General features: G+C 61.2%; 11 protein-coding genes. 6 read left to right on the forward strand and 5 right to left on the reverse strand.

The window, feature by feature from the left end; translation table 11 throughout:
- Positions 1-208 precede the first annotated feature (208 nt).
- The 5 genes from ACVW0Y_RS21620 to ACVW0Y_RS21640 all read right to left on the reverse strand — a co-directional run bounded on the left by ACVW0Y_RS21620 (position 209) and on the right by ACVW0Y_RS21640 (position 4,978).
- Positions 209-1,489, reverse strand: a complete 1,281-nt coding sequence (locus ACVW0Y_RS21620) for a TRAP transporter large permease (protein WP_457441160.1) — start codon at positions 1,487-1,489, stop codon at positions 209-211.
- Positions 1,490-2,014 (reverse strand): TRAP transporter small permease, encoded by a 525-nt coding sequence (locus ACVW0Y_RS21625; RefSeq protein WP_457441161.1) that lies wholly within the window; start codon positions 2,012-2,014, stop codon positions 1,490-1,492. It lies immediately after the preceding gene.
- Between the two features lie 134 nt (positions 2,015-2,148).
- A complete protein-coding gene (locus tag ACVW0Y_RS21630; RefSeq protein WP_457441162.1) occupies positions 2,149-3,129 on the reverse strand; it encodes a TRAP transporter substrate-binding protein in 981 nt (326 codons plus the stop codon).
- Positions 3,130-3,201: 72 nt separating this feature from the next.
- Positions 3,202-4,089 (reverse strand): glucurono-1,5-lactonase, encoded by an 888-nt coding sequence (locus tag ACVW0Y_RS21635; protein WP_457441163.1) that lies wholly within the window; start codon positions 4,087-4,089, stop codon positions 3,202-3,204.
- 61 nt (positions 4,090-4,150) lie between these two features.
- Entirely contained in the window at positions 4,151-4,978 is an 828-nt protein-coding gene (locus ACVW0Y_RS21640; RefSeq protein ID WP_457441164.1) for an NAD-dependent epimerase/dehydratase family protein, read from the reverse strand.
- Between the two features lie 479 nt (positions 4,979-5,457).
- Between ACVW0Y_RS21640 and kdgD the strand changes: the two genes are divergently transcribed.
- The 6 genes from kdgD (at position 5,458) to ACVW0Y_RS21670 (ending at position 13,384) form a co-directional block, all read left to right on the forward strand.
- The gene (gene kdgD / locus ACVW0Y_RS21645) at positions 5,458-6,369 is read left to right on the forward strand and encodes a 5-dehydro-4-deoxyglucarate dehydratase (RefSeq protein ID WP_457441165.1); all 912 of its coding nucleotides are present in this window, start codon (positions 5,458-5,460) and stop codon (positions 6,367-6,369) included.
- Between the two features lie 89 nt (positions 6,370-6,458).
- On the forward strand, positions 6,459-7,907 hold the full coding sequence (locus tag ACVW0Y_RS21650; RefSeq protein WP_457441166.1) for an aldehyde dehydrogenase family protein: 1,449 nt from the start codon (positions 6,459-6,461) through the stop codon (positions 7,905-7,907).
- Between the two features lie 94 nt (positions 7,908-8,001).
- On the forward strand, positions 8,002-9,357 hold the full coding sequence (gene gudD / locus ACVW0Y_RS21655; RefSeq protein ID WP_457441167.1) for a glucarate dehydratase: 1,356 nt from the start codon (positions 8,002-8,004) through the stop codon (positions 9,355-9,357).
- 58 nt (positions 9,358-9,415) lie between these two features.
- Positions 9,416-10,774, forward strand: a complete 1,359-nt coding sequence (locus ACVW0Y_RS21660) for an MFS transporter (RefSeq protein WP_457441168.1) — start codon at positions 9,416-9,418, stop codon at positions 10,772-10,774.
- A gap of 12 nt (positions 10,775-10,786) precedes the next feature.
- Positions 10,787-12,340, forward strand: coding sequence for a galactarate dehydratase (gene garD, locus ACVW0Y_RS21665; RefSeq protein WP_457441169.1), 1,554 nt, complete (start codon positions 10,787-10,789; stop codon positions 12,338-12,340).
- A gap of 105 nt (positions 12,341-12,445) precedes the next feature.
- Positions 12,446-13,384, forward strand: coding sequence for a 2-hydroxyacid dehydrogenase (locus tag ACVW0Y_RS21670; RefSeq protein ID WP_457441170.1), 939 nt, complete (start codon positions 12,446-12,448; stop codon positions 13,382-13,384).
- Positions 13,385-13,567: the final 183 nt, after the last annotated feature.

Below are 13,567 nucleotides of genomic sequence, written 5' to 3' on the forward strand. Positions count from 1 at the left end.
TGTGGGGGGGGTGTTTTGGGGGTTTTGGTTCTTGGGGTTGATAGTCACACCCCCCCGTTCGCCCCGGCGCGGGCGGGGGCGCTTTTTTTTCCGGTACCCGGGTTTTTTTTTAATTTTGGGGGCCCCGGGGGGGGGGGGCGCCGCGGGGGTGGTGTGCACCTCACACCCCCCGCGGGCCCCCCCCCGCTCCTACGAGGCGTGCGTTTGCTTAGAGAACGACGCTCGGCAGCCACAGGGAGATTGCCGGGATATAGGTTACGGCCATCAGCACGGCAAACAGCGCCACATAGAACGGCAGCAGTGCTTTTACGGTGGCTTCGATGGTGACCTTGCCCACCGCGGCACCCACAAACAGCACCGCGCCCACCGGCGGGGTGATCAGGCCGATGCCCAGGTTCACCAGCATGATCATGCCGAAGTGCACCGGATCGACGCCGATACCGGTAATCACCGGCAGCAGGATCGGGGTGAGGATCAGGATCAGCGGTGCCATGTCCATCACGGTGCCTAGCAGCAGCAACATCACGTTGATGCACATCAGGATCACGTAACGGTTATCCGACAGGGTCAGGAACGCGGTGGTGATCTTGGTGGGGATTTCCATCAGGGTGAGGATGTAGCCGAAGCTGGCGGCAAAGCCGATCAGAATCATCACGATGGCAATGGTCCGCCCGGCCCGGTGCATCAGCTTGGGCAAGTCGCGCCATTTGTAGTCGCGGTAGATAAACATGGTGACGAAGAACGACCAGAGCACGGCAATCGCGGCGGACTCGGTGGCGGTAAACACGCCAGACAGAATGCCGCCCAGAATGATCACCATGGCCATCAGCCCCCACAGCGCTTCGGCGGCGATTTTCAGCGCCTTGCGCATCGGGATCACTTCGCCTTTGGGGTAGTTGCGCTTACGGGCGAAGATCATGCACAGAATCATCATCACTGCGCTGAGCAGCAGGCCCGGGCCGATACCGGCCATAAACAGCGAGGCAATCGACACCGTGCCGCCAGCGGCCAGGGAGTAGAGCACCGAGTTATGGCTGGGCGGGGTCAGCAGGGCTTGCACGGAGCCGCTGACGGTTACGGCGGTGGAGAAGTCGCGCGGGTAGCCGGCTTTTTCCATTTCCGGAATCAGCACCGAACCCACCGAGGCGGTGTCCGCCACCGAGGAGCCGGAGATGGCACCGAAGAAGGTCGACGCCATGATGTTTACCAGCGACAGACCGCCGCGCACGAAACCTACGCACACCCCGGCCAGGGCTACCAGCCGCCGGGACATACCGCCCTCGGCCATGATCGCGCCAGCCAGAACAAAGAACGGAATCGCCAGCAGCGAGAATTTGTTCACCCCGCCGGCCACCTGAATCATCAGGGCATCGAAAGGGATATCGATCCACCAGGCACCGATCAGCGCCGACAGGCCCAGGGCATAGGCCACTGGCATGCCGATCAGAATCAGCACGATAAAACTGCCCAACAGTATCAGCGCATCCATTTATTTGGCCTCCAGGGCTTCTTCAACGTCATAGCTCATGACGCGGCGTTTGCTTTGGTCGCCGAGGAAGAGTTTTTCCAACACGAAGATCAGCGTGATCACCCCGCCGATAGGAATCGGCAAGTACGAAATGCCCACGCGCAGCGACGGCATTTCACCGAGGTACTGGTTCCAGGTGCCGGCGCACAGCTTGGCACCCTTGCTGATCATAAATATGCAGATCAGCGCCATTAGCAGTTGCACCACTATCGCCAGGGTTTTGCGCACCGGCGGCGGCATGCGTTCGGTGGCCATGCCCACGGCCATATGGGCACCGGCGCGGTAACTGGCAGCAGCACCAAAGAAGGTGAATACCACCATCAGCAGAATGGCCGTCGGCTCAGGCCAGCTGGAACCGCTGCCGAGCACGTAACGGGCAAAAATGCCCCAGGGAATAATCAGGGTCATAACCAGTACCGACACACCGGCGATGCCGATGCAGGCGCGGTAGATCTGGTCATTGATGCGCAACAGCGTGTTTCTCATGGGACTTCACCAGCGGCGTTTTCAGGGTGATGGACTTGTCGCGGTCCCCTGTAGGAGCGGCTTCAGCCGCGATGTTGTTGAGATCACAAGCATCGCGGCTGAAGCCGCTCCTACGGGAGTGTCGATCTACGAGGTTACTTAACGGCTTCGATACGCTTGATCAGATCGGCATACGGGGCACCGTATTGCGCACGCACTGGGGCAGTCGCATCCACGAACTCTTTGCGCTGAGCGTCGGTCAGGGTGATGAATTCCACACCGGCCGCTTTCAGCTTCGCTTCGCTGCTGGCGTTCTTTTCATCCCACAGTTTGCGTTCTTCAAACTGCGCTTCGCGGGCGAGTTTTTTCACCAGGGCTTGCTGCTCGGGGGTGAGTTTTTCCCAGATGGTTTTCGAGATCACTACCGGCTCCGGCAGAATCAGGTGGCCGGTCAGGGTGTAGAACTTGGCGTTCTGATAGTGGTTGTGCTCGAGCATGGTCGGCGGGTTGTTTTCCGCGCCATCGATCACGCCGGTTTGCAGGGCACTGAAGATTTCCCCGGTGGCCATGGCGATGCCGTTACCGCCCATGGCGTTGATGGTGTCGATAAACAGCGGGTTGCCTTGCACGCGGATTTTCATGCCCTTGAGGTCGGCCATCTGGCGCACCGGCTTCTTGGTATAGAGGTTACGCACGCCGCCATCCATCCAGGCCAGGGCCACCAGGTTGAAATCGGAGTTGGTGATCTTGTCGAGGATTTCCTGGCCGATCGGGCCGTCGATCACGTCGCGCATATGCTGGTTGTCACGGAAGATAAACGGCATGTTGAACACGTTCACATCCGGTACCACCGGGCCGACGATGCCCAGGCTGACGCGGGTCATCTGGATGGCACCGAGCTGCACTTGCTCGACCACTTCCTTTTCCGAGCCGAGTACGCCACCGGCGAACATCTTGAAGGTGATTTCGCCTTTGGATTGCTCTTCAAGCTTCTTGCCCATCTCCTGTTCGGCCACGACCGGCGGGTAGCCAGTGGGGTGCACTTCGGCGAACTTGATATTCAAGGCATGGGCGCTGCTCGACAGGCAAAACACCAGGGGCAGGGCGGCGGTTAGCAAGGTACGTTTGAAGTTCATCGTAAAGCTCCGGTTTTGTTTTTGTTTGAGGGTGGCTTGTTACTGATTTTTTACCGATGACGGTGGCCTGGTTCAGCTGGCGAACGGTGTTTCCTCCAGGCCTTGCACGCCCGGCTGCAAGGCGAACACGCCACCGGCCAGAGGCTGGTCGCTGAGGTCGCCGCCGGGGCGGATCGAGGTGACGAACAAGGTGTCCAGCCGGGTGCCACCAAAGGCGCACATGGCCGGTTTTTTCACCGGTACGGCGAGGGAACGGTCGAGCTTGCCCTCGGGGGTGAAGCGGTGCACCAGGCCGGCGTCGTTGCCGCAGATCCAGTAGCAGCCATCGGCGTCTACTGCTGCGCCGTCGGGGCGGCCCTGGTGGTGGTTCATGTCAACGAACAGGCGGCGGTTGCGCGGTGTGCCGCTGTCGATGTCGTAATCGAAGGCCCAGATTCTCTGCACGCTGGGGTGCGAGTCGGAGAGATACATAGTGCGGCCGTCCGGGCTGAAGCCCAGGCCGTTGGGCACGATGAAGTCACTGAGCTGGGCGGTGAGTGGCTCGCGCTGGCCGGCGCTGTAGCGGTACAGCGCGCCAACCGGTGAGCCTGCGGCCATATCGAGAAACATGCTGCCGGCCCAGAAACGTCCCTGGCGGTCGCAACGGCCGTCGTTGAAACGCATCTCGGTGCGGGCGTGTTCGACCGCTGCCAGGGGCGTGCCGGTGAGGCTGCCATCGTCCTCGGCGCTCAAACGGAACAGGCCGCTTTGCATCCCGGCGATCCAGCTGCCATCGGCATGCCGGGCGATGCAGGCGAGCATTTCTGCAGCCTGCCAGCTGTGGCTCTGGCCATCGCTGGCACGCCAGCGGTGCAGGCGCTGGGCGGGAATATCCACCCAGTACAAGGCTTGTTCCGCCACGCTCCACACCGGGCTTTCACCGGTGGCGTTGCGGGCGTCGACAATCAGTTCAGCATCCATGGCAGTGCAGTTCTCTGTGTTGTTTTTATGAGAAGCGCTACAGCGTTAAATCAGGTGTGGCTCAGTTGTCGCCAAACGGGCCGGCGGCCACAAAGGCACCACCCTGGTAAACCATCGCCGGGTCGTCGGCGGCCGGCATCGGCTGTGCTTCGACCTTGGCGCGGAATACTTCCGAGCTGTCTTTCGGTGCGTAGCCGAGGTGGCAGGCCAGACGGTTGTCCCACCATTGGGTGGCGTTGGCCGAGGCGCCATAGACCACGGTGTGGCCGACGTTGGCGGTATAGAGGGCGCGTTCCAGCAACTGGGTGAGGTCTGCGAAGCTCAGCCAGGTGTGCATCATTCGGCGGTTCTGCGGCTCGGGGAACGAGGAGCCGATGCGGATGCTCACGGTCTCGATGCCGTAGCGATCGAAGTAGAAGCTGGCCATGTCTTCGCCATAGGACTTGGAAAGACCGTAATAGCCATCCGGGCGGCGAGGGGAGGCGGCGTCGAGTTTCTCGTCCTGCTTATAGAAGCCGATCACATGGTTGGAGCTGGCGAAGATCACGCGCTTCACGCCATGGCGGCGCGCCGCTTCATAGATATGGAACACACCGCAGATATTGGCACCGAGGATTTCCTCGAACGGCCGCTCTACCGAAACACCGCCGAAGTGCAGGATGGCGTCCACCCCCTCGACCAATTGATGCACGGCCTGTTTGTCGGAGAGATCGCAGATTTGCACTTCTTCATGGCTGCCGGCGGCCGGAGCCATTTCCGCGATATCGGAAAGGCGCAGCACCTTGGCGTAGGGGCGCAGGGTTTCGCGCAGCACTTTACCCAGGCCGCCAGCGGCACCGGTAAGAAGAAGGCGATTGAACGGAGTGGGGGCGTTAGTGGTACTGGTCATGACGGGGCCCTGAATTTCTTGTGTTTGTTTTTATGGGTTCGATCAATGCCGATCAACAATGCTCGATAGCGGTGCGCTGTTATCGGTTGTCGTATGACTTGGCTGGATTATCAACAGCCCTCGCAATCTTTGTCAACGCGACTTAGGTAGAAAATTCGCTAGGGGTTTTGCTCGGTAGACTGCCTTCAACCTAGCACTACAGACACCGCGGAACTTACCGTGGTTGGAGGTGTAAGGCTTCTGGAACAGCCTTTTGCCGGGTTGGCGTGATGCTGAAAGAGGGTAAAGCAACAAGGTTGGGCAGGGCGAGTACGCCTATGGTCGTAGACGACCGGCAAAGAAAAGGGGATGACAGTCTTGATAGTTGTACGATAACGTAACTCTGCGTTTGCGATTGAGCCCGGCGCCTTTTCTTTGGCTGCAGGGCGATCCTTCTGCCACGCCTTAATCCACTACGCGCTTTACAGGGTGTTCGAATAATGAATCCACAAGAACTGAAGTCCATCCTCTCTTCCGGCCTGCTGTCTTTCCCTGTGACTGACTTCGACGCAGCCGGCGATTTCAATCCCCAATCCTATATCCGTCGCCTGGAATGGCTGGGGCCATACGGTGCGTCGGCCTTGTTCGCCGCCGGTGGTACGGGCGAATTCTTCTCGCTGACCAATCGCGAATACTCCTCGGTGATCAAGACTGCCGTAGACACCTGCGCCGGCAGCGTACCGATTCTGGCTGGTGTAGGCGGCCCAACCCGCCAGGCCATCGAAATGGCCCAGGAAGCCGAGCGCCTGGGTGCCAAAGGTTTGCTGCTGCTGCCGCACTACCTCACCGAAGCCAGCCAAGAGGGCGTGGCCCTGCACGTTGAGCAAGTGTGCAAGTCGGTAAAAATCGGCGTGGTGGTCTACAACCGTAACGTTTGCCGCCTGACCCCAACCCTGCTGGAACAGCTGGCCGAGCGTTGCCCGAACCTGATCGGCTACAAAGACGGTCTCGGCGATATCGAACTGATGGTGTCCATCCGTCGTCGCCTCGGTGATCGTTTCAGCTACCTCGGCGGCCTGCCGACCGCGGAAGTCTACGCCGCTGCCTATAAGGCGCTGGGCGTACCGGTTTACTCCTCGGCGGTGTTCAACTTCATTCCGAAAACCGCGATGGACTTCTACCACGCCATCGCCAAAGACGATCACGAGACCGTCGGCAAGATCATTGATGACTTCTTCCTGCCGTACCTGGATATCCGCAACAAGCGCGCCGGATACGCCGTGAGCATCGTCAAGGCCGGTGCCAAGATCATTGGTTACGATGCCGGCCCGGTACGTGCACCGCTGACCGACCTGCTGCCCGCCGAGTACGAACAACTGGCGGCGCTGATCCACGCCCAGGGTCCGCAATAATCGCCCCTCGAAAGAGGTCTGCAACCTAGCGCATTCCGTTATCAGCCAGCCGCCACACCAGGCGGCTGTGGTTTCTTCAGGAGGCTCCCGTGGCCAACAGCGAACAAAAGCGTTTCGATAATTTCATCGGCGGCGAGTGGGTGGCGGGTGCCAGCTATTCGAACAACGTCAACCCGTCCGACCTGGCCGATGTGATTGGTGAATACGCCCAGGCCGATGTCGCCCAAGTCAACCAAGCCATCGACGCCGCCCGTGCGGCGTTTCCGGCCTGGTCCACCTCCGGCATCCAGGCGCGCAGCGATTCCCTGGATAAAGTCGGCAGTGAAATCCTCGCCCGCCGCGAAGAGCTCGGCACCCTGTTGGCCCGTGAAGAGGGCAAAACCCTGCCCGAAGCCATCGGCGAAGTGACCCGCGCTGGCAATATCTTCAAATTCTTCGCTGGCGAATGCCTGCGCCAGGCTGGTGAAGTGCTGGCCTCGGTGCGTCCCGGCGTTTCCGTGGAAGTCACCCGTGAGCCGCTGGGCGTGGTCGGTCTGATCACCCCGTGGAACTTCCCCATCGCCATTCCGGCCTGGAAAGTCGCCCCGGCCCTGGCCTATGGCAACTGCGTAGTGCTGAAGCCGGCTGATCTGGTTCCGGGCTGCGCTTGGGCGATTGCCGAAATCATTTCCCGCGCCGGCTTCCCGGCTGGCGTGTTCAACCTGGTGATGGGCTCTGGCCGTGTGGTCGGTGAAACCATCGTCAATAACAAACAAGTCGACGGCATCAGCTTCACCGGTTCGGTTGGCGTGGGTCGCAATATCGCCACCCAATGCGTCGCCCGCGGTGCCAAGGTGCAGTTGGAGATGGGCGGCAAGAACCCGCAGATCATCCTCGACGACGCCGACCTCAAACTGGCTGTGGAATTGGCAGTACAAAGCGCCTTCTACTCCACCGGCCAGCGTTGCACCGCCTCCAGCCGTCTGATCGTGACTGCCGGCATCCACGACAAGTTTGTTGAAGCCGTGGCCGAGCGCATGAAGTCGATCAAAGTCGGCCACGCCCTGAAAGCCGGCACCGATATCGGCCCGGTGGTTTCCCAAGCCCAACTCGACCAGGACCTGCGCTATATCGGCATCGGTCAGGAAGAGGGTGCGCGCCTGGTGGCGGGCGGCGGTCTGGTGACCTGCGATACCGAAGGCTACTTCCTCGCGCCCACCTTGTTTGCCGACAGCAGTGCAGAGATGCGCATCAGCCGTGAAGAAATCTTCGGCCCAGTGGCCAACGTGGTGAAAGTGGCAGATTACGAAGCGGCATTGGCGATGGCCAACGACACCGAGTTCGGGCTGTCGGCGGGTATCGCCACCACCTCGCTGAAATACGCCAACCACTTCAAGCGTCACGCCCAGGCCGGCATGGTGATGGTCAACCTGCCAACCGCCGGTGTGGACTACCACGTGCCGTTCGGTGGTCGTAAAGGCTCGTCCTACGGTTCGCGCGAACAAGGCCGTTACGCGGCCGAGTTCTACACCACGGTAAAAACCACCTACATCGGTTAACCCCGTTGCGGTGGCGGGGAGGGCGGCGTCGGCCGCTTTCCCCACACACATCAATTCAGCCAGTCCCCGCATAAAAACAAATAGGGAAACGGTTATGAACACAGCACGCTCCGGGCAAGCGCATGCCAGCGCTCCCGTCATCACTGAATTGCAGGTTGTCCCGGTAGCCGGGCACGACAGCATGCTGCTCAACCTGAGCGGCGCCCATGGTCCGTTCTTTACCCGCAACATCCTTATTCTCAAAGACAGCGCCGGCCATGTCGGCGTTGGCGAAGTGCCGGGCGGCGAACGTATTCGCCAGACCCTGGAAGACGCCCGCAGCCTGCTGCTGGGGCAATCCATCGGCAACTTCAATGGCTTGCTCAACCAGGTGCGGCAGACCTTTGCCGACCGCGACAGCGGCGGCCGTGGCCTGCAAACCTTCGACCTGCGCATCACCATCCATGCCGTCACCGCACTGGAGTCGGCGCTGCTCGATCTGCTCGGCCAGTTCCTCGACGTGCCGGTAGCGGCCTTGCTCGGCGAAGGCCAGCAGCGTGAGGCGGTGGAGATGCTCGGCTACCTGTTTTATGTCGGTGACCGAAATAAAACTACCCTCGGTTACCGCAGCGAAGACGATGCCGATGACGCCTGGTTCCGCGCGCGCAACCAGACCGCGCTGGACCCTGAGAGCATCGTCCGCCAGGCTGAAGCCGCCCACGCCCGCTATGGCTTCAACGACTTCAAGCTCAAAGGCGGCGTACTCGCCGGTGCCCAGGAAGTGGAAGCCATTCGCGCCCTGGCTGAGCGCTTTCCGGATGCGCGCATCACCCTCGACCCCAACGGCGGCTGGTCGCTGAAAGAGGCGGTGAGTTTGTGCCGTGATCTGCATGGCGTACTGGCCTATGCCGAAGATCCCTGCGGTGCCGAAAACGGTTTTTCCGGCCGCGAAGTGATGGCCGAGTTCCGCCGTGAAACCGGCCTGCTCACCGCCACCAATATGATCGCCACCGACTGGCGGCAGATGGGCCACTGCATTCAGTTGCAGTCGGTCGACATTCCGCTGGCCGACCCGCACTTCTGGACCATGCAAGGCTCCGTGCGCGTGGCGCAGATGTGCAACGACTGGGGCCTGACCTGGGGTTCGCACTCCAACAACCACTTCGATATTTCCCTGGCGATGTTCACCCACGTGGCCGCCGCCGCGCCGGGCAAAGTCACCGCCATCGACACCCATTGGATCTGGCAGGACGGCCAGCACCTGACCCGTAACCCGCTGCAGATCGAAGGCGGCCTGGTGCAGGTGCCGAAGACCCCGGGCCTGGGTGTGGAGCTGGACTGGGATGCGCTGGCCAAGGCCAACGAGCTGTACCAGGGCATGGGCCTGAATGCCCGCGATGACGCCGTGGCCATGCAGTTCCTGATTCCGAATTGGACCTTCGATAACAAACGGCCTTGCCTGGTGCGCTAACCGCGGACCCCGCAGCATTTTTATCCCGCCACAAGAACAAACGTGGGAGTAACACGCGATGCAAGACACCAAACCTACCCGGGTGCGTTACCTGATTCTGCTGATGCTGTTTCTGGTCACCACCATCAACTATGCCGACCGCGCGACCATTTCCATCGCCGGTTCGAGCCTGCAGAAAGACCTCGGCATCGATGCCGTGACCCTGGGCTATATCTTCTCCGCCTTTGGCTGGGCCTATGTGCTCGGGCAGGTTCCGGGCGGCTGGCTGCTGGACCGCTTCGGCTCGAAGAAGGTCTACGCGGCGGGCATTTTCATCTGGTCGATGTTCACGCTGTTGCAAGGTTTTGTCGGCGGCCTGCCGGTGGCCTGGGCCGTGACCACGCTGTTCGTGCTGCGCTTTATGGTCGGCTTTGCCGAGGCACCGTCCTTCCCTGGTAATGCCCGTATCGTCGCGGCCTGGTTCCCCACTGCCGAGCGCGGCACGGCCTCGGCGATCTTCAATTCGGCGCAGTACTTCGCCACCGCACTGTTCGCGCCGATCATGGGCTGGATCGTCCATGCCATGGGCTGGGAGCATGTGTTCGTGGTGATGGGCGTGTTGGGCGTTATCTTCTCCGTTATCTGGATGAAGACCATCTACAACCCCAAGGAACACCCGCGCATCAATCAGGCGGAAATCGACCATATCGAAAGCAACGGCGGCCTGGTGGACATGGACCAGAGCCGGAAGAAGGATGGCCCACGCTGGGATTACATCCGTCAGCTGCTGACCAATCGCATGCTGCTGGGCGTATACCTGAGCCAGTACTGCATCAACGCCATCACCTATTTCTTCCTCACCTGGTTCCCGGTGTACCTGGTGCAGGAACGCGGTATGACCATCCTCAAGGCCGGTTTCGTCGCCAGCCTGCCGGCTATCTGCGGGTTTATTGGTGGCGTGCTGGGCGGGGTTATTTCCGATCACCTGCTGCGCAAGGGCCATTCCCTGACCTTTGCCCGCAAGCTGCCGATTGTCTGTGGGTTGCTGCTGTCGACCACCATGGTGTTCTGCAACTACGTGGAAGCCGAGTGGATGGTGATAGGTTTCATGGCCATGGCGTTCTTCGGTAAAGGCATTGGTGCGCTGGGCTGGGCCGTGGTGGCCGATACCTCGCCGAAACAGATTGCCGGTTTGTCTGGTGGCCTGTTCAACACCTTTGGCAATATTTCCTCGATCACCACCCCCATCGTGATCGGTTACATCATTGCCGCCACGGGCTCGTTCAAGTGGGCCCTGGTGTTCGTCGGTGCCAACGCCTTGCTCGCGGTATTCAGCTACTTGGTGATCGTCGGCAAGATTCAGCGTATCGAGCTGAAAGAGCCGCCAACCAGTGGCGGCCTGCACCACAGCGAAGACTTGAAACCAGCCCACTCCTGAGGAGCGAGTGTCATGCAGTTGATTGAACATTCCGACTCGCCGCGCTACATCCGTTTGCACGAGCTGGATAACGTGGTGATTGTGGTCAACGACCAAGGGGTGCCAGCGGGCACCACCTTCGCCGATGGCCTGACCACCCTTGAGCGGGTGCCGCAAAGCCACAAGATCACCCTTGAGGATATTCCCGAGGGCGGACGGATCATTCGCTACGGGCAGACCATCGGCTATGCCCTGAAGCCGATCCCCCGTGGCAGCTGGGTGCAGGAGGACCAATTGCGCATGCCCACCGCGCCGCCGCTGGACAGCCTGCCGCTGGCCACCGAGGTGCCGGCCCGGGGGGAACCGCTGGAGGGTTATACCTTCGAGGGCTATCGCAATGCCGACGGCACCGTCGGCACGCGCAATATCCTCGGCATCACCACCACCGTGCAGTGCGTGACCGGGGTGCTCGACCATGCGGTAAAACGCATCAAGGAAGAGCTGCTGCCCAAGTACCCGAATGTCGATGATGTGATCGCCCTGACCCACAGCTATGGCTGCGGCGTGGCCATCACCGCCACCGATGCCTATATCCCGATTCGCACCGTGCGCAACCTGGCGCGCAACCCCAACCTCGGTGGCGAAGCGCTGGTGATCAGCCTGGGCTGCGAGAAGCTGCAAGCCGCCCAGGTGATGCACGAAGACGACGCCTCGGTGGATCTCAGCGAACCCTGGCTGTACAAGTTGCAGGACTCCAGCCACGGCTTCACCGAGATGATCGAACAGATCATGGAACTGGCCGAAGTACGCCTGAAAAAACTCGATCTGCGCCGCCGCGAAAGCGTGCCGGCCGCCGAGCTGATTCTGGGCATGCAGTGTGGTGGCAGCGACGCTTTCTCCGGCATCACCGCCAACCCGGCGCTGGGTTATGCCAGCGACCTGCTGCTGCGTGCCGGTGCCACCGTGATGTTTTCCGAAGTCACCGAAGTACGCGATGCCATCTACCTGTTGACCTCGCGAGCGCAAGACAAAAAGGTCGCCGAGGAGCTGGTGCGCGAGATGGACTGGTACGACCGTTACCTGGCCAAAGGCGAAGCAGACCGCAGCGCCAACACCACGCCGGGCAACAAGAAGGGCGGCTTGTCGAATATCGTCGAGAAGTCCCTGGGCTCCATCGTCAAGTCCGGCAATAGCGCCATCAATGGCGTGCTTGGTCCTGGCGAGCGCTTTAACCAGAAAGGCCTGATCTTCTGCGCCACGCCGGCCAGCGACTTTGTCTGCGGCACCCTGCAACTGGCTGCCGGCATGAACCTGCATGTGTTCACCACGGGCCGCGGTACGCCCTACGGACTGGCCATGGCCCCGGTGGTAAAGGTATCGACCCGTACCGAACTGGCGCAACGCTGGCCGGACCTGATCGACATCGACGCCGGGCGCATCGCTACTGGCCGGGCGAGCATCGAGGAGCTGGGCTGGGAGTTGTTCCACTACTACCTGGATGTGGCCAGCGGCAAGAAAAAAACCTGGGCCGAGCACCACAAGCTGCACAACGACATTACCCTGTTCAACCCGGCACCGATTACCTGAGTGCCGGTGTAGATCAAGAGCATCGCGGCTGAAGCCGCTCCTACGGATTGTGCGGCCTCGTAGGAGCGGCTTCAGCCGCGATTCCCTGCAAACGTTGGAGTCCGCATGAGCAAGCCCAAGGTTCTACAGGTAGGCCCGATCACCGAACGCTTTCACCGCAGCCTCGCCGATCACTACGACGTCACCCCACTGTGGCAGCAAGCCGACCCGCACACCTTCCTCAACACCCACGGTGCCGAGTTCGAACTGCTTGCCACCTCGGCACGTTTCGGCTGCTCGCTGCCACAACTCAACGCCATGCCCAAGCTCCGAGCGATTTGCAGCTTCGGTGTCGGCTACGACTCGATTGCTGTAGACGCCGCCCGCGACCGTGGCATTGCCGTCAGCACCACCCCGGATGTGCTCAACGATTGCGTGGCGGATCTGGCCATGGGCCTGATGATCGATACCTCACGCAAGCTGGCCGCCTCCGAGCGCTTTCTGCGGGCCGGTGGCTGGCTCAAGGGCAACTTCCCCCTGGCCCGTCGGGTCAGTGGCAAGCGCCTGGGCATTGTTGGCTTGGGGCGTATTGGTCTGGCGGTGGTCAAGCGCGCCAGCGGTTTTGATATGGCGGTGCGCTACCACAATCGCTCGCCGGTCAAAGACAGCCCCTACACCTATGCGGCGAGTCTGCTGGAGCTGGCGCGCTGGGCCGATTTTCTGGTGTTGACCTGCCCGGGCGGAGCGGCTACTCAGCATATCGTCAACGCCGAGGTACTGGCGGCGTTGGGGCCGACCGGCATCGTGATCAACGTCGCCCGTGGCTCGGTGATCGATGAGCAGGCGCTGGTGGCCGCATTGCAGGATGGCAGCCTGGGCGGTGCCGGCCTGGATGTGTTCGAAGCCGAGCCCAAGGTGCCCGAGGCGCTGTTCACGCTGGATAACGTCATGTTGCTGCCCCATGTCGGCAGCGCCACCGAAGAAACCCGGCTGCAGATGGAAGAGCTGGTGCTGGCCAATCTGCAGGCCTTTGTCGAACGCGGTGAATTGCTGACCCCGCTGTGAGTTCGCGGGCTTGCCCGCAAACCGCGCTCGGGCCACAAGCCTGGGGGCGTTCTTCCTGGAGCTGTCGCTACACCCCAAGGTGCGCCACGAGCGCACCTTTTTTATGGGCGGGGATTTTCTCTTGACCTGCCCTTCTGAATCCCAGCCTGCGCTGAGATGACGGTGATAGAAGCGCAAACCTGC

The sequence above is a fragment of the Pseudomonas sp. TE3786 genome, from assembly GCF_054057335.1.

Coding starts and splice junctions, on each gene's coding strand:
- ACVW0Y_RS21660 (WP_457441168.1), top strand. CDS start 9,416: ATGCAAGACACCAAACCTACCCGGGTGCGTTACCTGATTCTGCTGATG.
- ACVW0Y_RS21630 (WP_457441162.1), bottom strand. CDS start 3,129: ATGAACTTCAAACGTACCTTGCTAACCGCCGCCCTGCCCCTGGTGTTT.
- gudD (WP_457441167.1), top strand. CDS start 8,002: ATGAACACAGCACGCTCCGGGCAAGCGCATGCCAGCGCTCCCGTCATC.
- ACVW0Y_RS21640 (WP_457441164.1), bottom strand. CDS start 4,978: ATGACCAGTACCACTAACGCCCCCACTCCGTTCAATCGCCTTCTTCTT.
- ACVW0Y_RS21670 (WP_457441170.1), top strand. CDS start 12,446: ATGAGCAAGCCCAAGGTTCTACAGGTAGGCCCGATCACCGAACGCTTT.
- ACVW0Y_RS21625 (WP_457441161.1), bottom strand. CDS start 2,014: ATGAGAAACACGCTGTTGCGCATCAATGACCAGATCTACCGCGCCTGC.
- ACVW0Y_RS21620 (WP_457441160.1), bottom strand. CDS start 1,489: ATGGATGCGCTGATACTGTTGGGCAGTTTTATCGTGCTGATTCTGATC.
- ACVW0Y_RS21635 (WP_457441163.1), bottom strand. CDS start 4,089: ATGGATGCTGAACTGATTGTCGACGCCCGCAACGCCACCGGTGAAAGC.
- garD (WP_457441169.1), top strand. CDS start 10,787: ATGCAGTTGATTGAACATTCCGACTCGCCGCGCTACATCCGTTTGCAC.
- kdgD (WP_457441165.1), top strand. CDS start 5,458: ATGAATCCACAAGAACTGAAGTCCATCCTCTCTTCCGGCCTGCTGTCT.